The sequence below is a fragment of the Apilactobacillus kunkeei genome, from assembly GCF_005930975.1.
GTDB lineage: Bacteria > Bacillota > Bacilli > Lactobacillales > Lactobacillaceae > Apilactobacillus > Apilactobacillus kunkeei_E.
In genome coordinates this window covers 96,211-117,548 of record NZ_VBSE01000043.1, presented here as the reverse complement: position 1 = coordinate 117,548, position 21,338 = coordinate 96,211, and the positions used below count along the sequence as shown (strand labels likewise).

Genomic DNA, 21,338 nt, shown 5'->3' with positions numbered 1-21,338 from the left:
AATGAATAAAGATTTGCTGTTATTGCTTCTATCATCGACGCAACCAAGAAGAATTAAATTAATTCAGAATTTGTTAAATGGAAAAAGAACCGTTTCAACACTTTTCTGGGCAATGCGTTACGGTATCTTACAATACTCAGCAATTCTAAAAACATATGATCTGAATTCTATCAACGGATCAATCAAAAATCTGATATCGAATGGTTTTGTGAAGCAAGTTGATGAATATCAGTATCAATTGACTACACGAGGTCAAAACCAAAAGGATTCTTTAAAAGAATCCTTTTACATATTACAGAATACATCATATCAATATGACTATAATGTTAATGATTTTAAATCAAGAATATTATTAGCTATTCAATCGGTTTCAGAATATAGCTATCAAAATAAGAACTATTATCCAGTTAAAACAGATATGAAGAGTGCGATGATTGTCAAAAGATGGTTTGTTCAAAATAAATCAGAAATTGTGAATCGATTAGAAACTTACTTAACTCAATACTTATCACAAGTCGATGAGAAAAAGGCTAATATCATTGCTCAACAAATGATTGGCCATGATGTCTATGGGATGACTAATAGTCAATTAGCAAATATTATGGGCGTCTCAAACGTTGAGGCGTTCTTCATGGAATATGATGGATGGGTCGACTTCATTAACTACATCATCAATGATAATGACCAATTGTTATTACCTTTGGTACATGATGTGCGGACTTTAAAGATGAATCATCATGCAATTCAAACATATAAACAATTTGTTAATGGCAACACGTTAAATCAGATTGCTAATAACTTAAACGTAAAGTTATCAACAATCAGAGAACATTTATTAGAAATGGCAATATGGTTGCCAGAAAATAAATTCCCTTACTCCAAAATTGTTAATATTGAAGATGAAAAAACATTACGACAGACTTTTGATAATCAGCCAATTGATAGTTGGCAATTTAGTAAAATTAGTGAAAGAACAGATATTAATTTTTTTGAGTTCAGAATTTATCAGATATTGAGGAGTAAACAAGATGTTAAGTGACGAAGATTTAAAGAGACATCTAAAAAGTTGGTTTGGATTTGATGATTTTCGTTCTGGTCAAAAAGAGGTTATCAAATCAATTCTAGATGGCAAAGATGTATTAGGAGTTTTACCAACTGGGACCGGAAAGACGCTTATTTATCAATACATTGGTAAGATAGTTGATGGAATGGTAATTGTGGTATCTCCGTTGATTTCATTGATGCAAGATCAAGTTGATAGGATGAAATATTTAGGGGAAAAGCAAACAGTAGCGATAACATCCAATCTTTCATGGTCAGACCGCAAAAGAGTCATCAAGAATTTAAATAACTACAAGTATGTTTATGTTTCACCTGAAATGTTATCTAATTCAGATGTATTAGAATCATTTAAGCAACTTAAAATATCTTTGTTTGTTGTAGATGAGGCTCATTGTATTAATCAATGGGGACCAGATTTTAGACCCGAATATCTAAATTTAAAGGATATAATCATCAATTTAAATCATCCAACTACATTAATGCTCACTGCTACTGCTTCAAATGACGTTGTTTTAGATATTAAAGAAAAAATTGGTTTGCCTAATATGGAAACGATTAAGTATTCGACGAATCGTCCTAATATCGTATTATCGGTTGATACATTTACTGGTAATGAGGATAAAAATAACCATCTACTTTACTTAGTCAATAAATTAATGAAACCGGGAATTATTTATTTTTCTAGTAAAAAAGTTGCTAATGCAGTTTGTGAATGGTTAAAAGATAAAACAAATTTAAATGTCGAGGTTTATCATGCAGACCTGGATGCTGATAGTAGATATAGGATCCAACACCAGTTTATTAGTGACCAAATTGACATTATTTGTGCCACTAGTGCATTTGGGATGGGAATTGATAAGGATAATATCAGGTTTGTTATTCATTACCATATTCCCGCTAATTTGGAATCATATGTTCAAGAAATGGGAAGAGCTGGTAGGGATGGTAAACAGAGTATCTCAGTTATTTTGTATAAAGAAAAAGACGAAATATTGCAGTATCGATTTATTGATGACACGATTCCAAGTGAAGATATGATTAACTTTTTTTACAATTACTATCATAAGTTGAAAAATAATGATTTTGACGAAAAAGCTAATCTCATCAACTATTATTTTCAAAGAGGTTTTACTAAAAATGAAGTAATTAATATATTTGATGAAAGAAGAAACGAATTATTAACATCATTAAATCAGATGTTGGGTTATGTGAAAACAAAGGGATGCAAGCGGGCATTTTTACTTAGATACTTTAATGAGATTTTTTCTAAACACGATGAAAATTGTTGTAATGGTGAGAGTACACAATTACAATTAGAAAAGATGGATTTAGTCCAAGAAAGAAAAAGCTTGAATTCACGGCCACAGAACTTAAAATGGCAGAGTATTATTCAAACTCTTTTTTCTAAATAGTAAAATTCATGTATAATTAAGGTACAAGATATTATTAGGAGGTCATTATTTTGAATAATAACGACGATTACGGTAATTTTTCAAGAGTAGAAAATAGAAGAAAACATAGAGGACACAAGACAGTTGCAATTGTGTTAATTACTATCCTAGTAGTAATTGGATTATTTGCACTTGTATATGGAATGATTAGTAGCCCAAGTGGTAGCAACAATGACAATACAACAACTACTACTTCTACATCATCATCTTCCTCAATGTCTTCAAAGAAGAAATCAAGCGATAAAGATGAAGAAAGTTCAAATTCAATGGATTCTAGCTCAAGTTCAATGAGTAGTTCTTCATCAATGAGTAGCTCATCAAGTATGAATAACTCAAATAATAATCAAGGTCAAACTAACGGCAATAATACACAAAATAAGACAACAACTACCAACCAATCAGCAACTACTAACAACACTGGATATGCTGTTATTGGTCAAGATGGTATGACTGATTTATACCGTGTTGCTAAGAAGTACGGTACAAGTGTTCAAAGTCTAATGAGACTTAACGGTATTGCTGATTCTAACAAGGTTAGAAATGGACAAAAGATTCTAGTAAAATAAAATTAAGTGGTGTTTAAGTTTATGAATAATAGTAAGTTACAAGTAGCGATTGACGGGCCAGCATCTGCTGGAAAAAGTACCGTTGCCAAATTAGTTGCAGCGAGATTTTCGTACATTTACTGTGATACTGGTGCGATGTATAGATCAACTACTCTAAAGGCCTTACGATTAGGGTATCCTTTGGATGATGAAAAAGTGATTTTGGATATGTTAAATGATACTAAAATTACTTTTGAACCTGGAGAAAAACAACAAAAAGTTTTTCTTGATGGACAAGAGGTTACTAACGATATTAGACAGGAAGATGTTACTAATAATGTATCTACTGTTGCTAGTTTAGGTGCAGTTAGAAAAGAACTTGTTCAAAGACAACAAGACATTGCAGCTAAGGGTGGTATTGTTATGGACGGTAGAGATATCGGAACAACAGTTTTACCAAATGCTGAAGTTAAAATTTTCTTGATTGCTAGTGTCGATGAACGAGCTGACCGACGTTTTAAAGATAATGCCGAGAAGGGTATTCATGTTCCGCTAGAACAATTAAAAAAGGAAATTGAAGAAAGAGACTATAAAGACTCTCATAGAGCCGTGTCTCCATTGACAAAAGCCGCTGATGCAAAGGAAATTGATACTACTTCAATGTCAATTGATCAAGTGGTAGATGCCATCTCTGATGAAATAACAAAAAAACAAACACTATAATTTAATCATTAAACTAGATTTTATTAATAACATAGTCTAAAATGAAAGTTATAGTAGTCTCAAGGAGGAAATATCAGATGAGTGAATCAGATGAACAAACAAACAAAGATTTATTAGAAGCCTTGGATAATGTGGACCAAGTTAATATTAACGATGTTGTCAGTGGTGAAATTTTGGCTTTTGACAAGGATCATCAATTAATTATTGGTATTGATAACACCGGGGTTGAAGGAGTTGTTCCTCGTCGTGAACTATCCTCACAACCTGTTGATGACGTTGAAAGCAAATTTAAAGTTGGAGACAAAGGTAAATTTGTTGTAATTTCACGTATCGGTGATGATAAAGAAGGTGGAAGCTTCCTTCTATCAATTCGTCGTTTAGAAGAACGTAAGGTTTGGGATGAATTAAAGGCAAAAGCTGAAAACAATGAAACAATTACAGTTACTGTTCAAAATGCAGTACGTGGTGGTTTAGTAGTAGACGCTGGTGTACGTGGATTTATCCCTGCATCAATGATCACTAACCACTTTGTAAGAAACTTGAATCAATACAACGGTCAACAATTTGAATGTAAGATTGTTGAAATTGTTCCTGAAAAGAATCGTTTGGTTCTATCACATAGTGATGTTGTAGCTAAGAACCAAGAAGAAGCTCGTTCAGAAGTTATGGACAAGTTAAATGTTGGTGATGTAGTTGAAGGCAAGATTGCACGTATGACTGATTTCGGTGCTTTCGTTGACCTTGGTGGTATTGACGGACTAGTTCATGTTTCAGAAATTTCATACGAACGTGTAAACAAACCTGCTGATGTTCTAGAAAATGGCCAAGATGTTAAAGTTAAGGTTATTGCTATGGACGAAGAACGTGGAAGAATTTCACTTTCAATCAAGCAAACTCAACCACAACCATGGGATGAAATTGAAGAAAAAGCCCCTCAAGGTAGTACTGTAAAGGCAACCATTAAGAGATTAGTTGACTTTGGTGCTTTTGCTGAAGTAATTCCTGGTGTTGAAGGTTTAATTCACATTTCTCAAATTTCACATAAACATGTTAATACACCTTCTGATGTATTAAAGGTTGGTCAAACTGTTGATGCTAAAGTTTTAGATGTTAACCCAAGTGAACATCGTTTAGCTTTATCATTACGTGCTCTTGAACCTGAACCAGAAAATGCTCAAGATTCAAGTGAACATGTCGAAGCTACTAATAATGCTACTGAAAATGCTCCTGAAGAAGAAAATGGATTCACTTTAGGTGACATTGTTGGTAAAGGATTAGACAAAGATAATCAATAATATATTATAATCTTTAAAAATATCCTTCATTTTTTGGTGAAGGATATTTTTTTCATTATGAAAGAAAGGGTGAATATTAAATGAGTTTACCTACAGTTGCAATTGTTGGAAAACCAAACGTCGGAAAATCAACAATTTTTAACCGTATTGCTGGGGAACGAATTTCCATCGTTGAAGACACCCCTGGAGTAACAAGGGATAGAATTTATTCTCACGGTGAATGGTTGGGACACGAGTTTAGTATGATTGATACCGGTGGTATTGAAATCGGTGATCAACCATTCGTGAAACAAATTACTGCGCAAGCTGAAATAGCAATTGATGAAGCTGATGTAATTATTTTCATGGTTAATGGAAAAGAAGGAATTACAAATGCTGATGACAACATTGCTAGAATTTTATATAGAACCAATAAACCAGTTGTATTAGCAGTTAACAAAGTTGATAATTTTGAAAGCCGTGCTAACATTTATGACTTCTATTCTTTAGGTTTAGGAGATCCATATCCAATTTCTGGTGCTCATGGATTAGGTTTGGGTGACTTATTGGATGAAGTTATTAAGAACTTCGATGAAAAAACAGAAGAAGAAAACGATGATAACATTAAGTTCAGCTTGATTGGACGTCCAAATGTTGGTAAATCTTCACTTGTTAATGCTATTTTAGGTGAAGATAGAGTAATCGTTTCGAACGTCGCTGGAACAACTAGAGATGCTATTAATACTCACTTTGAACAAGATGGTCAAGAATTCACAATGGTGGATACAGCCGGATTGAGAAAACGAGGGAAGGTTTACGAAAATACCGAAAGATACTCAGTAATGAGAGCAATGAAAGCAATTGATAATAGTGATGTGGCTTTAATTGTTTTAAATGCTGAAGAAGGAATTCGCGAACAAGACAAGCGTATTGCTGGTTATGCCCATGAAGGCGGAAAAGGTGTCATCATCATTGTTAACAAATGGGATACTTTGAAGAAAACTAGTAAGACACAACAAGAATTTGAAGCAGGCATTAGAAGTCAATTCCAATACCTATCATATGCTCCAATTTTGTTTGTTTCAGCTAAGACTAAACAACGTTTAAGTCAAATACCAGAATTGATCAAGCGTGTTAATGATAATCATTCTAAACGTATTTCATCATCAATGTTAAACGATGTCTTGATGGATGCAATCGCCATGACACCTACACCAAGCATCAATGGTAGAAAGTTACGTATTTACTACGCAACTCAAGTTACCAGTGAACCACCTACCATTGTTATCTTCGTAAATGATGAAGAACTAATGCATTTCTCATATAGAAGATATATCGAAAATCAAATTAGAGAACACTTTGACTTTTCTGGGACTCCGATTAAAATTATTTCTAGAAAACGTAAGTAATGAAGATTATTTATCCAATTTTTTTAATATTTTATACTAAAAAATATTAAAAATCGTTGAATTGCGGGCATTTATGTGATATCTTGAATAAATGTAATGACATTAATTTGTTGTGATTACATAAGTCGAAAAGCATAGATTGTTTTCCGAACATTGTGGGAGGTGAAACACACATGGCTAACAAGGCAGAATTAGTAAGTAGTGTTGCTACTAAAACTGGTTTAACTAAGAAGGATGCAACTGCAGCAGTTGATGCTGTATTTGATTCAATTCAAGGTAGTTTGGCTAAGGGCGAAAAGGTACAATTAATCGGCTTCGGTAACTTCGAAGTACGTGAACGTGCTGCTCGTAAGGGTCGTAACCCTCAAACTGGTGCAGAAATTCAAATTCCTGCAAGCAAAGTACCTGCATTCAAACCAGGTAAGGCTTTAAAGGATGCTGTTAAATAATAACAGTATGCTATAATTAGGCTAGTCCGTTTTACGGACTGGCCTTTTTATATGTTTTAAATGATAGGAGCGAGATTTTTGAGCTACTCACAAAAAGCACTAAAATTCCTTGAAGAAGGAAAAATTGATGAATTTAATAAACAATATAATTTAGCATTACATCATGATAGTGATGAAATGGTGTATTCGCTTGCTGAAGAACTATATTCATATGGTTTTACCAACCAAGCTAAGGAACTATATGAAAAATTATTGAAGAAGTTTCCTGATGAAGATGAACTAAGAACCGATATCGCTGATATTCTGATTAGTGAAGGTAACACTGATGAAGCCCTGGAACAATTAAGTAAGATTAGTAAGGATTCACCCGCTTATCTTCAATCTTTGATGGTTCAAGCTGATTTATACCAAACTCAAGAGTTATTCGAAGTTAGTCGTGAAAAGTTGCTAGAAGCTAAAAAATTAGCGCCTGAAGAAGAAGTAATTACGTTTGCTTTGGCAGAATTGTATTACACAATGGGTGAGTACAATAAAGCTATTCCTTTGTATTTAAGTTTAATCAAGAAGGGAATTACCAACCTATCAGCAGTTAACATCGTTGAAAGAATTGGTATTTCATACGCCAATGATAGTAATTTTGAAAATGCAATTGGATACTTAAAACAAATTAAGACAATAGATATGTCTTCAGATGTTAAGTTCGAAACAGCGTTCACCTATCTACAACTAAAGGAATACGATGAAGCAATTGATTTATTTGAAGAACTTCGTGATTCAGATCCACAGTATGCGACTCTTTACCCATACTTGGGCCAAGCATTAGATGCTGTAAACAAACAAGAAGAGGCATATCGTGTATTGCAAGAAGGACTAAGCGTTGATCAATACAACGAAAAGTTATTTTTAGCCACAGCTCGTGAAGCACTTAAGTTATCTGAAAATGATGAAGCGCTGGGATACCTACAACAAGGAAACGAAATTGATCCAGACGACATTGAAATCGTCTTGGAAATGTCTAACCTATTGGTTGCCAAAGAAGACTATGAAGAAAACATTAAATTGTTGAATAGTTACATTGAAAATCATGAATTGGATCCACAATTCTACTGGAACCTTGCTGTTTCATATGATAAATTAGACAAACTAAAAGAAGCTCACAAGAATTACCTAGCTGCCAAACCATATTTCTCTGATAATGCTAGTTTCTTAAAACAAGCAGCATTATTCTTCCGTGAATACGGTGACCGCGATAATTCATATGAACTTCTTAAAAAGTATGTTCAACTTCAACCAAATGATGATGAAGCTGCATTTATGCTTGATGAATACATGGATGATTAGTCTTATTTGATTAATCTTTTGTAGTAATTAATCGATGATAAATCCAGATTTAATTGACTTGATAGTTTTGAGTCACTTAGGTCTGGATTTTTTTTGATGAAATCAATGATATAACCCTTGAATAATTCTGATGGGCTAAGTGAGAATCCTAGATATTGTTCACTAGGGGTTAGGTATTTATGCAATCCAGCAGAAGTGATGTGTGGATCATCAGAGAGTCGTTGTTTTAAAAAGATATCCTGACTATTTTGTTTTAACTGAATTGGTTGAATGAATTTATCGAACAAGTTAATGAAAAACTTTTCTTCATCCGAGAAAGTAATTTGATTAAACAATCGATAAAAACCAGGTTGGAGGAATTCTTCAGATTTAAATCCTTTACTGATTAGTAGAACGGTCATTCTAGCGTAAAAATGGACGTTTGCGTCAGCTAGAATGACGTTTATATTATCTAACCAGGAAGTATCTAATTCACTCTTAGGTTCGTGTTTTAAGCCCTTAATATCAATTGTCGGTAAATTATTGTTCAATTGATGGGTGAACAGGTAATTAAAATAGACATTAATGTGTGATAGAACCTTGTTATAGGTGTTATGGTTGATTTTGCGTTCGTCTAAAAGCATTTGAAGATATTCTTCAATATCACGATTAAACAGGTTACTAACTTTATGATTTTCTTGATAGCCCTTATTGAAATCGGATAGGTAGTCAAACATGTCAGAAAGGATTTTCGTGTATTCGTTAATCGTTATTTTTGCTAATCCTTTATTCTTTAAATCAATCTCAAAAGTATCTTGATATGGATAATCATTAGACATTTGGCTACTTCAACTCCTAATAGTTATTTATTCCTATTACAGCACTAAAGTTAGCAAACTTCAATCTGTAAATTGTAATGCTAATCTGTTAATATTTAATATAGATTGTATTGAGAGTAGGTATAAAGATGAAGATAGAAAACTTACCGAACGAATTTGAAAAAGCTCGTCCAGTGATGCAAAAAATTGAAGATGCTGGTTTTGAAGCTTATTTTGTTGGTGGAAGTGTTCGTGACACAATATTAGGACTAGACATTCATGATGTTGATATCGCAACGAGTGCTTACCCAGAAGAAATTAAAAAAATATTCAAAAAAACGGTGGATACTGGAATTGAACACGGTACGGTAATGGTAATTCATGAAAAAAAGGGTTATGAAATTACCACCTTTAGAACCGAGTCAGGATACCAAGACTATAGACGTCCGGACAAAGTTGAATTTGTAAGATCACTTGAGGAAGACTTAAAGCGTCGTGACTTTACAATTAATGCATTTGCGATGAGAGAAAACGGGGATGTTACTGATTTATTCGATGGTTTAATCGATTTAAAAAATCATCTAATTAGAGCAGTTGGTAATCCTAATGAACGTTTCCATGAAGATGCATTAAGAATGATGCGTGCAGTTAGATTTGCCAGCAAACTAGACTTTGATATTGAAACTAAAACACTAGCGGCAATCAAATCAAACAGTGCATTGCTAGAAAAAATTGCGGTAGAAAGAATTTACACCGAATTTGTTAAGATGATGATGGCGAAAAGACCTAAGCAAGGTATTTTAGACATGATTAATACAGATATGTATAAATACGTTCCCGAATTTGCTAGTCATCAAAACGAGTTAGTAGCAATTGCTAAGATTGATGATTTAAACTTATCCGACGAGGTTTCTGTATGGTCATTACTATCATTTGAATTTGGTCTTGATCGAACTGGTATTACTAGCCTCTTAAAGTCATGGAAGGCTTCTAACGACATCATTAAGAACACAGAAATTTGTACAAAGGCTGTAGAAAAGCTAAGGGATGATTCTCTAGACAAATGGTCAATGTATGAAACTGGTGAGAAACTTCTAGTTTTGGCTAACAAAATTGCTAAAATGTATGGATTTGCTAAATCCGAAGAAGACTTAATATCTCAATACGATGCTTTACCAATCAAAAACAAAAAAGAAATTGCAGTCAATGGTGGCGACTTGATTAAGAACGGTATTGTCAAACCGGGTCCGGCATTGGGTAAAATATTATATGCAATTGAGACTGGAGTCGTGAACGGAGAATTCCAAAATGAAAAAGCTGAATTAATTGAAGCTGCGAAAAAAATTGTGAAAGAGTGATTACATGCAAACGTTAAGAGCGGAAGCTTTAACTAAAACATATGGTGAAAAGACCTTATTTAAGGATCTAGACTTCATTATCAACGAACAAGATCGAATTGGTTTAATTGGGACCAATGGTAGTGGTAAGTCATCACTTTTAAATGTTTTATCACAGGAAGATATTGATTCTACTGGTGAAATTATTACCTCAAAGACATACACAATTGGTTACTTAAAACAACAACCTAAATTGGACGAATCATTAACCATTTTAGAAGCTGTGTTTGCCGGAAGTCAGGATATTTTTAACACCATCAGAAGATATGAACAAACCTTACAAAACTATTCCAATCATCCAGATGATCCAAGGACAGAAAGACAATACCTTGATGCCGAAGCCAAGATGAACGAAGAAGATGCATGGAATGCTGAAAACGACGTTAAGACCATCTTGACCCAACTAAAGATTGATGATGTTAACCAAGTGGTTAGCACACTATCAGGGGGGCAAAAGAGACGTGTTGGGTTAGCTCAAGTATTAATTCAATCACCTGATTTGTTAATATTAGACGAACCTACCAACCATTTAGATTTTGATTCAATCGAATGGTTACAAGAATACCTTGCTAAGTACAAGGGTGCGCTACTATTCGTAACCCACGATAGATACTTCTTAGATCAAATCGCTAACAAGATTTGGGAACTATCATTTGGAAGTCTTTACGAATATACAGGTAACTACCAAGATTACTTGGAACAAAAGGCCGAACGAGTTGACCTAGAAGTTGCTGCTGAACATAAAAAACAAAAACTTTACAAACAAGAATTAGCTTGGATGAAAAAGGGTGCTAAGGCCAGAACAACCAAACAACAAGCCAGAATTAATCGTTTTAATGACTTAAAGGAAAATGTGGGTAACTTACAAACAGAAGAAGATATCGACATCAACTTAGGTCAACAACGTCTAGGAAAAAAAGTTATCGAAATTAAAGATGCTAACCTAACTCTAAACAATAAAACGATTTTGAAGAACTTCAGTGATTTGGTTCAACGAAACGAAAGAATCGGTATTTCTGGTGAAAATGGTGCTGGTAAATCATCGCTATTAAACGTGATTACCGGGAGGTTACCATTAGATAGCGGAACCATTGAAATTGGTGAAACCGTTAAGATGGCATACTACACACAACAAACTGAACCAATTCCAGAAGACAAGCGTGTAATTAACTACTTAACAGATGTTGGTGAACATGTTACTGATAACACAGGAAATAAGATTAGTGTTACCGACTTATTGGAACAATTCCTATTTCCGAAGTTCATGCATGGAACATTGATTCGTAAGTTGTCCGGTGGTGAAAAACGTCGTTTGTATTTATTAAAACTATTGATGCAACAACCAAACGTTTTACTACTTGATGAACCAACCAATGACCTAGATATCTCCACATTAACTGTACTAGAAGACTATATTTCACACTTTAGTGGAACTGTAATCACCGTTTCTCATGACCGTTACTTCTTAGATAAGGTTGCAAACCGTCTTTTAATCTTTAACGGTGATGGTGATATTGAAAGTCATGTCGGATTGTTCACTGACTACTTGAAGCAAGCAGCCGAACAAAACAAAACAGAAAAGAAACAAGCACATGTTGAATATGCTGCAAAGAAAAAAGAAGAGCAACAACCAGCAGAAGAAAAGACTACCAAGAAGAAACTAACTTATGCTGAACAAATGGAATATGATCAGCTAGAAAAAGACATTGATGATTTAGATCAACAAATCGGTCAATTGAAAGAAGAAATGACCCATTTGGGAAATGATTATGATAAACTAGCTGAAACACAATTAAAGATTGACGACTTAAATAAACAGTCCGACGAAAAGATTAGTCGCTGGGAATATTTAAGCGAATATGTTGAATAGGGGTAATGACATGTTAGAAGATGCTTATTTAAATCTTGCCAAGTACGTTTTAGAAAATGGCCATCGTAAGGAAGATAGAACTGGAACAGGGACAATTAGTACATTTGGTTACCAAATGCGTTTTGACCTATCAAAAGGTTTTCCTTTATTAACTACCAAGAAGGTTCCTTTTGGCTTAATCAAGAGTGAATTATTATGGTTCTTACGCGGGGACACTAATATTCAATTCTTACTAAAGCACAAGAACCACATCTGGGATGAATGGGCTTTTAAAAACTGGGTTGAATCAGATGAATACACAGGCCCAGACATGACCGACTTCGGTTTGAGAGCTGAAAAGGATGCAGAATTTAAGAAACAATACTTAGCCGAAAAGAAAAAATTCTGTCAAAAAATTGTCGAAGATGACGACTTTGCCAAAAAATACGGTGATTTAGGACTTGTTTACGGTAGCCAATGGCGTAAATGGAAGACCACTACTGGTGGCACTATTGACCAAATTCAAAACGTAATTGATCAAATCAAGACAAATCCTGATTCAAGAAGATTAATTGTTTCAGCATGGAATCCAGAAGACATTCCGTTTGTAGCATTACCACCTTGCCACACAATGTTCCAATTCTACGTGAACGACGGTAAGTTAAGCTGTCAATTATACCAACGTTCTGGTGACATATTCTTAGGAGTGCCATTTAATATTGCAAGTTACGCACTATTAACCTCATTAATCGCTAAGGAATGTGGATTAGAACCTGGTGAATTTATCCATACTTTAGGGGATGCTCATATTTACTCAAACCACGTTTCTCAAATTGAAGAACAATTGAGTAGAGAACCATACGAAGCACCTAAGTTATGGTTAAATCCTGACAAGGAAAGTATTTTTGATTACGACATGGATGACATTAAAGTAATCGATTATAAGCACCATGATCCAATCAAGGCACCAGTTGCTGTATAAATAATAAAGGGGACTATTACTAATGATTTCATTTTTATGGGCTGAATCAGATAATCATATTATTGGTTTAAATGGTGGATTACCATGGCATTTACCAGCTGATATGAAATATTTTAAGGAAACTACCACACACCAAATCATCATGGCAGGAAGAACAACATACGAAAGTTTTAAGCGTCCACTACCAAATCGTTTAAATACCGTATTAACTAGTCATGATAAAAGTGAATATCCTAATGAAGTTGTTGTCTTCAACACGTTAGAAGAATTTCTAGCTTTTGCTAAAAAGTTTAGTGATAAGGAAATTTTCGTTGTTGGTGGTGCTAAGATTTTTGCTGAATTACTTCCATACGTTGATCGTTTATACAAGACCGTAATCGATCACGACTTTGAAGGTGATACTCAAATGCCAGAGATTGATTACAGTCAATTTGATTTAGTATCAACCAAAGAAGGAATCATTGATGATAAGAACATTTATCCATACCGTTTTGAAATATTTGAACGTAAATAAAATAATAAAGAAAGGTTATGGATTGCTACATAACCTTTTTTTATGGGGTGATTATTATGAAAAAAATATTCAAATTCATATTATTTTTGATTGTAGTATTTGGAATTGCCGGTGTGAGCTACCAGGTTTATTCAAACGTTAGACACAAGACTAAAATCACGAATATGAACAAGAACAAAAAAGTATCCATCGTTGCGTTAGGTGACTCATTAACACAGGGAGTTGGTGACCCTAAAAAAGCCGGTGGCTTTGTATCAAGAACTAAACAGGCATTGGATAAAAAGGGTTATAAGCAAGTCACAACAGTTAACTATGGAATTGCTAGACAACGTAGTGATCAAATTGATAAGCGTGTTCGAAACAACGTTAATGGCCTTTCAAGTAGTTTGAAAAAGGCCAACATTATTGTTCTAACCGTTGGTGGTAATGACTTGCTACAAAGTCTACAAAGTAACGCTTTAGTTGATGGTAAAGCTAAGTTTAATAGTAGAATGAAGCAAGCATCTATCACTTATCAAGCCAACGTGAATAGATTAATGAATGATATCAGAAAAGAAAATAAAAAGTCACCAATTTACGTGTTTGGTATCTATAATCCAATCTATGTATACTTTGCAAATGTTGATGTGATTAATCAATACGTTAAGAAGTACAACCAAATTACTACTGGTGTTGTGCTAAGAAATAAAAAAGCTCATTTTGTTGACATCACACCACTATCATATGGACAATATAAGAGTAAAGCCCAAAAAGAAAAGTTAGTTGAATCAAGTGATGAAGTAACTTTTAATCCATTGGACATTTTAAAATTAGATGATACTAAGGGTGAGTTAAATAATTATATTTCCCCAGATGACCATTTCCATCCAAATGATAAGGGATATAATTACATGACCGACAGACTTGTATCACAATTATTTAGATTTAATGACTGGAATTAGAGGCAATTGTAATGGAAAAAGCAAAAGAGAAAAAACTATTTAAGTACCTATTCATTTTATTAGTAATCGTACTACTTGGTGGTGCATTCTATGCTTGGAAGCAAATGAATAGTGAAATCGTAAATCCACAAATGGGAACAGCGTCAAAAAACAATACACCAATTAGTGTTAGTTTGAATAAAAAACAAATTAACGCATTATCAAGTTACTACTTAGAAAAGTTCGAAAAGAAAGAAAAAAACATGGACTACAAGTTCTGGGTAGACAAACAAGCCTACGTTTATGGTAAGATTACCATCTTAGGTTCCAAAGTTGGATACCTATTAAGTTTGGATCCACACCTATTAAGCAATGGTGATGTGGAACTAACTGCAAGTAAGCTTGAAGTTGGTAAGTTAAACGTACCACCTCGTTTTGTAATTGGTTATGTTGGCAAACATTACAACATTCCAAAGTGGGTCGAATTAGATAGCAAGAACAGTCGTATCATCTTGCATGTCAACAAATTAGGTGGTAAGAAAGAACTTTCATACCAAGCTAATAAAATTGATATGAATGGTGACGGTGACTTTGAATTTAAAGTCTTAATTCCTAATCAATAAAGGAGCAACTATGAAAAGTTTTTACCAGTATTTAATGACTGAACGTAATCCTAAGAGTACCGAAGCGGTTGCTCAATTTGCAAACAACGCATTTTACGATCAATCATTTCCCAAGCAATCAACTGATTATGATGAGATTTCAGAATACTTGGAAGAAAATGCTAGTTATTTACCAAGTATGACCATTTTTGATGATGCTTGGATGGATTTCCAAAATAGTAAACACTAAAAAATGAACCTATGAATTTAGGTTCATTTTTTGGTGACTAATATAGTACAATTAATATATACAAGTTAGGAGCGGATAAAATATGATTCAATGGTTTCCAGGACACATGGCGAAGGCAATTCGTCAATTTGAAGAAAATATTCATTTAGTAGATATTGTATTTGAACTAGTGGATGCAAGATGTCCATTTAGTTCAATCAACCCGGAAGTAGCAAGAATTAGTCAAGGTAAGCCTAGATTAATGATTCTTACAAAGGCAGATTTGGCAAACCCAAACATTACCAATCAATGGTTATCATACTTTAAAAATCAAGGATATGCTGCAATTGCAATTGATTCAAAGAAAAACACCACTGGTAAATACATCACAAAGGTTGTTAAGGATCTTTTAGCTGATAAGATTGATGACGCTAAGGAAAGAGGATTCGATAAGAAGGTTATTCGTGCAATCTGTGTTGGTGTTCCAAACGTTGGTAAGTCAACATTGTTGAATCAAATTGTTAAGAGACGTGCCGCCCAAGTTGGTAACCGTGCCGGAGTTACTAAGGGTCAACAATGGCTAAAGTCTAGTGACGAACTAGAATTATTGGATACTCCAGGTATCTTATGGCCTAAGTTTCAAAATGATGACATTGCAAATAAGTTAGCAATGACAGGTGCAATTAAGGATAGTATTTACCACAGTGATGATGTTGGATTGTTTGCCATTCATTTCTTTAGATCAACTAATCCTAAAGAGTTAATCGAACGTTACCATTTATCCGAAGATGATATGGAATTATCAGATGTTGATCTACTACTAAAAATCACAAAAAAAGTTGGTATGCAAGATGACTACGAAAGAGCTTCAATGAGAATTATTTTAGATTCCAGAAAAGGTAAGATTGGTCGTTTTACTCTAGATGATGTTAACGACCTATCTACAGAAGAGGAAGAATAAAAATGGCTGAATCAATCAAAGATATCAAAGAAATTTTAAAATCTGTTGATGATATAAATTCGGAACTACTGCAAAAATATAAAGATGATAGCAGAGTCGGAGTGCAAAAATTAATCACACAGCGTGTTAAACAGATTGAGAAAAGAAATCATGAGATAGAGGAATTTAACAAAAGATTAAAGTATGAACATGAATTTTGGCATGAGGGAATTAATGTCATTGCTGGAGTCGATGAAGTTGGAAGAGGACCACTAGCTGGACCGGTTGTCACATGTGCAGTGGTACTACCTCATGATTTTGATGTCTACGAAGTTAATGATTCAAAGCAACTTTCTGAAAAGAAAAGATATGAATTAGCTGACCAAATTAAAGCTAAGTCAATTGATTATTCATATGGAATTGCTGATAACAAGTTAATTGATGATATTAATATCTATGAAGCAACTAGAGTAGCGATGAAAGAAGCGGTATTGGGATTAAAAGAATTACCACAAGAAATCATCGTTGATGCAATGCAAATTGATGTTGATATCCAGCAACTTAAATTGATTAAGGGTGATGCAAAGAGCGCCAGTGTTTCTGCTGCCAGCATCCTAGCCAAGACCTATCGTGATGACTTAATGAAACAATACGATCAGCAATATCCAGAATACGATTTTGCCAACAATGCCGGTTATGGTACCAAGAAGCACTTAGACGCTTTACACAAGTATGGAGCAACTCCAATTCATCGAAGAAGTTTTAAACCGGTTTCTGATTTATTGTAGTCACTTTTATCGTATATACCTTGTAAAACTGGAGGTATATATGAAAACAAGAGAATTATTATTAAAACTAAAATTAGCCAAGAGCATCGGTATTAAATCAGAATATCGATTTTATCAATGGCTAAAAAGCACTTATGACGTAATTCCTGATGAGTTAAATATGACGGCTGAAGAGATTGCAGAAACATTAATGTTATCTAAAAATAAATCAAAAACATTTATTAATTTCTATAATAGTGATAAATTAAATAGTGAACTTGATCATCATATAAATCATGTTAAATGGCTAACCATTATAGATGACTTATATCCGGAGAATCTAAAAGAAGCATATTTGCCACCAATTGTGTTATTTTACTTTGGTGATTTAAGGCTTTTAGAAAATAAAGCATTAGCAATTGTTGGTTCTAGAAATAATACTGAGTATTCTGTTGAGGTAATTAGGCGTTTAATGCCTGATGTTATTAATAACGGAATCACGATTGTTTCTGGACTAGCCAAGGGAGTTGATAGACTTGCTCACTTGGCAGCAATTGCCAATCATGGTAAAACGATTGCTGTGATTGGAACCGGTTTAGATCAATATTATCCAAGAGAAAATGAATCGCTACAAAGAACGATTGCAAAAAATCATTTGTTGCTAAGCGAATATCCAGTTGGTTGTCGACCAGCAAGGTATCATTTTCCGGAAAGAAATCGAATTATAGCTGGATTGGTACGTTCTATCCTGGTGACGGAAGCCAAGTATAGATCAGGTAGTTTAATCACCGCTAATTTAGCACTACAAAATAACCGAAACGTCCTAGCAGTCCCAGGCAGGATTGATAGCGAGTTATCGGTTGGTTGTAATGATTTAATTCAGGCTGGTGCCAAACCAGTAATTACTGCCAAAGACATATTAGAAGAATATAAATATTAATAATTAGCCTTTGGGAGATATTAAAAAAGAAATAAAATGACGAGGGATGTAAATGGCGACTACTACAAAATCAACAACAAAGAAAAAAAGACAGTCGGCAAAAAAGAAACTAGTGATTGTCGAATCTCCAACCAAGGCTAAAACAATTCAAAAATACCTAGGTAGAACCTACCGTGTTATCGCTAGTAAGGGTCACGTTAGAGATTTGCCAAAGAGTAAGATGGGGGTCGACGTCGATAACGATTTTGAACCTCACTACATCTCTATTCGTGGTAAGGGCGAAACAATCAAGGAACTAAAGGCTGAAGCAAAAAAAGCCAAAAATGTTTATCTTGCATCTGACCCGGATAGAGAGGGAGAATCTATCGCATGGCATCTATCACACTTGCTTGGATTGAAAGAAGACGATAAGAATCGTGTCGCTTTCCATGAAATTACTAAAGATGCCGTTAAGGAAGCATTTAAGAACCCTCGAGAAATTGACATGAACTTAGTTGATGCTCAACAAGCTCGTCGTGTTTTAGACCGTTTAGTGGGTTACTCAATTTCTCCATTACTATGGAAAAAGGTTAAAAAGGGTCTAAGTGCCGGACGTGTTCAATCAATCGCTTTATGGTTGATTATCCAAAGAGAACGTGAAATCAAAGAATTCGTTCCAAAGGAATACTGGACCATCGATGCCGACATGAAGAAGGGTCGAGAAGCATTCAAGGCCAGTTTTTACGGAGTGAACGCTAAGAAGGCTGAACTAAACAGTAATGATGAAGTTCAAGCTGTGTTGTCTAAATTCGATAAGAGCAAACCATTTGAGGTTCAAAACGTTGTTAAAAAGGAACGTAAGAGACAACCTCAACCACCATTTACTACTAGTACAATGCAACAAGACGCCAACGTTAAGTTGAACTTCAAGACAGGTAAGACAATGATGGCGGCTCAACAATTGTATGAAGGTATCAATATTGGTAAAGATGGTAACCAAGGTTTGATTACTTACATGAGAACTGATTCAACTAGAATTTCTGCTTTAGCTAAGCACGAAGCATCCGAATTTATTCATGATAATTATGGTGCTGAGTTTGCAGCAACTAAACCAGTTAAGGGTAAATTACCAGAAGGTGCTCAAGACGCCCATGAAGCAATTCGTCCAACTTCTGTTAAGAGAACTCCAGCAAGCCTAAAACAATATCTAACCAATGATCAATACAAGCTATACAACTTGATTTGGTCAAGATTCATGGCTAGTCAAATGACACCTGCTATCATGGATACCATGACAGTAGACATGGAACAAAATGGTGTTGATTTCAGAGCGAACGGTTCAAAGCTTAAGTTCGAAGGTTTCCTAAAGGTTTACAACAAGGGAAAAGAAAAAGACAATATATTACCTGACATAGCCAAGGGTGACGAAGTGAAGATGGTTAAGAATAATCCGGATCAACACTTCACTCAACCACCTGCTAGATACAGTGAAGCTAAGCTTATCAGAACACTTGAAGAAAATGGTGTAGGTAGACCATCTACCTTTGCTCCAACTTTAAGTACTATTCAAAAGAGATACTATGTTAAGTTAGTCGGTAGAAGATTTGAACCTACTGAATTAGGTGAAATCGTTAACAACATCATCGAAGAATACTTCCCTGATATCGTTAACATTGAATTTACTGCTGACTTGGAAAATAATTTAGATGAAATTGAAGAAGCTAAGCAAAACTGGGTTGAGGTTGTTGATAAGTACTTCAGACCATTTGAAAAAGAAGTTAAGAATGCCGAAAAGAACATGGAAGATGTTCAAATCAAAGATGAACCGGCAGGTTATAACTGTGAAGTCTGTGGTGCTCCAATGGTTATCAAGATGGGAAGATATGGCAAATTCTATGCCTGTTCCAGATTCCCAGATTGTCGAAACACTCAAGCCATTGTTAAAAAGATTGGGGTCACATGTCCAAAATGTAAGAAGGGCGATGTTATTGAACGTAAATCAAAGAAAAATCGTATTTTCTATGGTTGTTCAAGATATCCTGAATGTGATTTTGTTACATGGGATAAACCAATCGGAAGAGACTGTCCAAAGGATGGGAACTTCTTGGTTGAAAAGAAAATTAAAGGTGGTACCCAAGTGGTATGTCCTAACGGTGATTACGAAGAAGCCGTGCAAAAATAGTTAATAGCCCCTAAAGATTTAACACTCTTAGGGGCTATTAGTTTAATAAGATGAGAGAGATTGACAATGAAAAAATATAAAGATGAAGAATTAGTTGAATGGTACATGGAATATTTAATCAATGAACGTCAATATTCTGATAATACAGCAATTGCTTATGAATCTGATATCAATGAATTCGAAAAAACGTTAGGGGAAGAAAATCGTACATTACAGCAAACTGACGATTTGGATGTCAGTAATTACTTGACGATTTTGAAGAAACGCAACGAAAGTAGAAATACAGTTATTAGAAAGATTTCCTCACTTCGTTCTTTTTTTCATTTTTTGGAACGAAATGATGTAATATCACAAAACCCGTTCGATCAGGTTAACTTAAAAAAGCATCCTAATCATTTGCCTCGTTTCTTTTATCAGAAGGAACTATATGAGCTATTTGAAGCAGCTAAACATGGAAAAAATAATATGCTTAGCTATAGAAATTATGCGATTATTGAAATTCTATATGATACAGGGATGCGTGTTAGTGAGTGTGTGAATTTAGAATTTAGAGATATCGATTTTGATAATCGGATTATTAAGGTAATTGGTAAGGGAAATAAACAGAGATACTTACCATTTGGTAACTATTTGATTAAAGCTTTAAAAGAATATCAAATTAACTGTCGTGATTTTTTAGTCAATAAGTATCATAAGCATCATGATTATGTTTTCGTAAACCAGTACGGTGACAAGTTAACGAGTCGAGGAGTAGAATATATTTTAGATGAGATTGTTAAGCAAACATCGTTAACGACTAATATTCATCCCCATATGTTAAGGCATACTTTTGCTACTGAAATGCTTAATAATGGTGCCGATTTAAGGACAGTTCAAGAATTATTAGGACATAGTAGTTTATCAACTACTCAAATTTATACTCACGTTTCTAATGATCATCTATTACGTGATTATAATAAGTTTTTTCCACGTTCTTAGCTTAATAA

General features: G+C 34.3%; 21 protein-coding genes. 20 read left to right on the top strand and 1 reads right to left on the bottom strand.

The genetic code is table 11. The features are described from left to right. The first annotated feature begins 1 nt into the window (after position 1). The 8 genes from FD688_RS06720 to FD688_RS06685 all read left to right on the top strand — a co-directional run bounded on the left by FD688_RS06720 (position 2) and on the right by FD688_RS06685 (position 8,254). Positions 2 to 1,039: a helix-turn-helix domain-containing protein gene (locus FD688_RS06720; protein WP_138742336.1), complete on the top strand. Its 1,038-nt coding sequence runs from the start codon at positions 2 to 4 to the stop codon at positions 1,037 to 1,039. After that, positions 1,029 to 2,474, top strand: a complete 1,446-nt coding sequence (locus tag FD688_RS06715; RefSeq protein WP_138742335.1) for a RecQ family ATP-dependent DNA helicase — start codon at positions 1,029 to 1,031, stop codon at positions 2,472 to 2,474. The genes FD688_RS06720 and FD688_RS06715 overlap by 11 nt, the downstream gene beginning before the upstream one ends. 50 nt (positions 2,475 to 2,524) lie before the next feature. Continuing rightward, positions 2,525 to 3,079, top strand: a complete 555-nt coding sequence (locus tag FD688_RS06710) for a LysM peptidoglycan-binding domain-containing protein (protein WP_138742334.1) — start codon at positions 2,525 to 2,527, stop codon at positions 3,077 to 3,079. Between the two features lie 21 nt (positions 3,080 to 3,100). Further along, the gene (gene cmk, locus FD688_RS06705) at positions 3,101 to 3,781 is read left to right on the top strand and encodes a (d)CMP kinase (protein WP_138742333.1); all 681 of its coding nucleotides are present in this window, start codon (positions 3,101 to 3,103) and stop codon (positions 3,779 to 3,781) included. A 77-nt stretch (positions 3,782 to 3,858) separates the two neighbouring features. After that, positions 3,859 to 5,076: a 30S ribosomal protein S1 gene (rpsA, locus tag FD688_RS06700; protein WP_138742332.1), complete on the top strand. Its 1,218-nt coding sequence runs from the start codon at positions 3,859 to 3,861 to the stop codon at positions 5,074 to 5,076. 80 nt (positions 5,077 to 5,156) lie between these two features. Continuing rightward, positions 5,157 to 6,464 (top strand): ribosome biogenesis GTPase Der, encoded by a 1,308-nt coding sequence (der, locus tag FD688_RS06695; protein WP_138742331.1) that lies wholly within the window; start codon positions 5,157 to 5,159, stop codon positions 6,462 to 6,464. Between the two features lie 173 nt (positions 6,465 to 6,637). After that, positions 6,638 to 6,913 carry an HU family DNA-binding protein gene (locus FD688_RS06690; protein WP_034530808.1) on the top strand — a complete coding sequence of 92 codons (276 nt, stop codon included), beginning with the start codon at positions 6,638 to 6,640 and terminating at the stop codon, positions 6,911 to 6,913. A 78-nt stretch (positions 6,914 to 6,991) separates the two neighbouring features. Further along, positions 6,992 to 8,254: a tetratricopeptide repeat protein gene (locus FD688_RS06685; protein WP_138742330.1), complete on the top strand. Its 1,263-nt coding sequence runs from the start codon at positions 6,992 to 6,994 to the stop codon at positions 8,252 to 8,254. A gap of 2 nt (positions 8,255 to 8,256) precedes the next feature. Here the strand turns inward: FD688_RS06685 and FD688_RS06680 are convergent, their stop codons facing one another. Next, on the bottom strand, positions 8,257 to 9,072 hold the full coding sequence (locus tag FD688_RS06680; RefSeq protein WP_138742329.1) for a phage integrase N-terminal SAM-like domain-containing protein: 816 nt from the start codon (positions 9,070 to 9,072) through the stop codon (positions 8,257 to 8,259). A 128-nt stretch (positions 9,073 to 9,200) separates the two neighbouring features. On the opposite strand from FD688_RS06680, the gene FD688_RS06675 reads away from it, so the two are divergent. From FD688_RS06675 to xerC, 12 genes are all read left to right on the top strand, one after another. After that, on the top strand, positions 9,201 to 10,409 hold the full coding sequence (locus FD688_RS06675) for a CCA tRNA nucleotidyltransferase (RefSeq protein ID WP_138742328.1): 1,209 nt from the start codon (positions 9,201 to 9,203) through the stop codon (positions 10,407 to 10,409). A 4-nt stretch (positions 10,410 to 10,413) separates the two neighbouring features. Further along, positions 10,414 to 12,318, top strand: a complete 1,905-nt coding sequence (locus FD688_RS06670) for an ABC-F family ATP-binding cassette domain-containing protein (protein WP_138742327.1) — start codon at positions 10,414 to 10,416, stop codon at positions 12,316 to 12,318. Between the two features lie 10 nt (positions 12,319 to 12,328). After that, complete coding sequence (locus tag FD688_RS06665; protein WP_138742326.1) at positions 12,329 to 13,279, top strand: thymidylate synthase; 951 nt, start codon at positions 12,329 to 12,331, stop codon at positions 13,277 to 13,279. 22 nt (positions 13,280 to 13,301) lie between these two features. Beyond that, positions 13,302 to 13,793 carry a dihydrofolate reductase gene (locus tag FD688_RS06660; RefSeq protein WP_138742325.1) on the top strand — a complete coding sequence of 164 codons (492 nt, stop codon included), beginning with the start codon at positions 13,302 to 13,304 and terminating at the stop codon, positions 13,791 to 13,793. Between the two features lie 56 nt (positions 13,794 to 13,849). Further along, the gene (locus FD688_RS06655; protein WP_190242937.1) at positions 13,850 to 14,734 is read left to right on the top strand and encodes a GDSL-type esterase/lipase family protein; all 885 of its coding nucleotides are present in this window, start codon (positions 13,850 to 13,852) and stop codon (positions 14,732 to 14,734) included. 11 nt (positions 14,735 to 14,745) lie between these two features. Then, positions 14,746 to 15,336 (top strand): YpmS family protein, encoded by a 591-nt coding sequence (locus tag FD688_RS06650; protein ID WP_138742323.1) that lies wholly within the window; start codon positions 14,746 to 14,748, stop codon positions 15,334 to 15,336. Between the two features lie 10 nt (positions 15,337 to 15,346). After that, positions 15,347 to 15,565 carry a YozE family protein gene (locus FD688_RS06645; RefSeq protein ID WP_034530821.1) on the top strand — a complete coding sequence of 73 codons (219 nt, stop codon included), beginning with the start codon at positions 15,347 to 15,349 and terminating at the stop codon, positions 15,563 to 15,565. An 82-nt stretch (positions 15,566 to 15,647) separates the two neighbouring features. Next, positions 15,648 to 16,505: a ribosome biogenesis GTPase YlqF gene (gene ylqF, locus FD688_RS06640; protein ID WP_138742322.1), complete on the top strand. Its 858-nt coding sequence runs from the start codon at positions 15,648 to 15,650 to the stop codon at positions 16,503 to 16,505. A gap of 2 nt (positions 16,506 to 16,507) precedes the next feature. Beyond that, positions 16,508 to 17,272 carry a ribonuclease HII gene (locus FD688_RS06635; protein WP_138742321.1) on the top strand — a complete coding sequence of 255 codons (765 nt, stop codon included), beginning with the start codon at positions 16,508 to 16,510 and terminating at the stop codon, positions 17,270 to 17,272. A 40-nt stretch (positions 17,273 to 17,312) separates the two neighbouring features. Further along, the gene (dprA, locus tag FD688_RS06630; RefSeq protein WP_138742320.1) at positions 17,313 to 18,191 is read left to right on the top strand and encodes a DNA-processing protein DprA; all 879 of its coding nucleotides are present in this window, start codon (positions 17,313 to 17,315) and stop codon (positions 18,189 to 18,191) included. 52 nt (positions 18,192 to 18,243) lie between these two features. After that, the gene (gene topA, locus FD688_RS06625; protein ID WP_138742319.1) at positions 18,244 to 20,352 is read left to right on the top strand and encodes a type I DNA topoisomerase; all 2,109 of its coding nucleotides are present in this window, start codon (positions 18,244 to 18,246) and stop codon (positions 20,350 to 20,352) included. Between the two features lie 66 nt (positions 20,353 to 20,418). Further along, entirely contained in the window at positions 20,419 to 21,330 is a 912-nt protein-coding gene (gene xerC, locus FD688_RS06620) for a tyrosine recombinase XerC (RefSeq protein ID WP_138742318.1), read from the top strand. Positions 21,331 to 21,338: the final 8 nt, after the last annotated feature.

Coding starts and splice junctions, on each gene's coding strand:
- FD688_RS06635 (WP_138742321.1), top strand. CDS start 16,508: ATGGCTGAATCAATCAAAGATATCAAAGAAATTTTAAAATCTGTTGAT.
- dprA (WP_138742320.1), top strand. CDS start 17,313: ATGAAAACAAGAGAATTATTATTAAAACTAAAATTAGCCAAGAGCATC.
- FD688_RS06720 (WP_138742336.1), top strand. CDS start 2: ATGAATAAAGATTTGCTGTTATTGCTTCTATCATCGACGCAACCAAGA.
- topA (WP_138742319.1), top strand. CDS start 18,244: ATGGCGACTACTACAAAATCAACAACAAAGAAAAAAAGACAGTCGGCA.
- der (WP_138742331.1), top strand. CDS start 5,157: ATGAGTTTACCTACAGTTGCAATTGTTGGAAAACCAAACGTCGGAAAA.
- FD688_RS06690 (WP_034530808.1), top strand. CDS start 6,638: ATGGCTAACAAGGCAGAATTAGTAAGTAGTGTTGCTACTAAAACTGGT.
- rpsA (WP_138742332.1), top strand. CDS start 3,859: ATGAGTGAATCAGATGAACAAACAAACAAAGATTTATTAGAAGCCTTG.
- cmk (WP_138742333.1), top strand. CDS start 3,101: ATGAATAATAGTAAGTTACAAGTAGCGATTGACGGGCCAGCATCTGCT.
- FD688_RS06670 (WP_138742327.1), top strand. CDS start 10,414: ATGCAAACGTTAAGAGCGGAAGCTTTAACTAAAACATATGGTGAAAAG.
- FD688_RS06665 (WP_138742326.1), top strand. CDS start 12,329: ATGTTAGAAGATGCTTATTTAAATCTTGCCAAGTACGTTTTAGAAAAT.
- FD688_RS06650 (WP_138742323.1), top strand. CDS start 14,746: ATGGAAAAAGCAAAAGAGAAAAAACTATTTAAGTACCTATTCATTTTA.
- FD688_RS06655 (WP_190242937.1), top strand. CDS start 13,850: ATGAAAAAAATATTCAAATTCATATTATTTTTGATTGTAGTATTTGGA.
- xerC (WP_138742318.1), top strand. CDS start 20,419: ATGAAAAAATATAAAGATGAAGAATTAGTTGAATGGTACATGGAATAT.
- FD688_RS06660 (WP_138742325.1), top strand. CDS start 13,302: ATGATTTCATTTTTATGGGCTGAATCAGATAATCATATTATTGGTTTA.
- FD688_RS06680 (WP_138742329.1), bottom strand. CDS start 9,072: ATGTCTAATGATTATCCATATCAAGATACTTTTGAGATTGATTTAAAG.
- FD688_RS06715 (WP_138742335.1), top strand. CDS start 1,029: ATGTTAAGTGACGAAGATTTAAAGAGACATCTAAAAAGTTGGTTTGGA.
- ylqF (WP_138742322.1), top strand. CDS start 15,648: ATGATTCAATGGTTTCCAGGACACATGGCGAAGGCAATTCGTCAATTT.
- FD688_RS06675 (WP_138742328.1), top strand. CDS start 9,201: ATGAAGATAGAAAACTTACCGAACGAATTTGAAAAAGCTCGTCCAGTG.
- FD688_RS06645 (WP_034530821.1), top strand. CDS start 15,347: ATGAAAAGTTTTTACCAGTATTTAATGACTGAACGTAATCCTAAGAGT.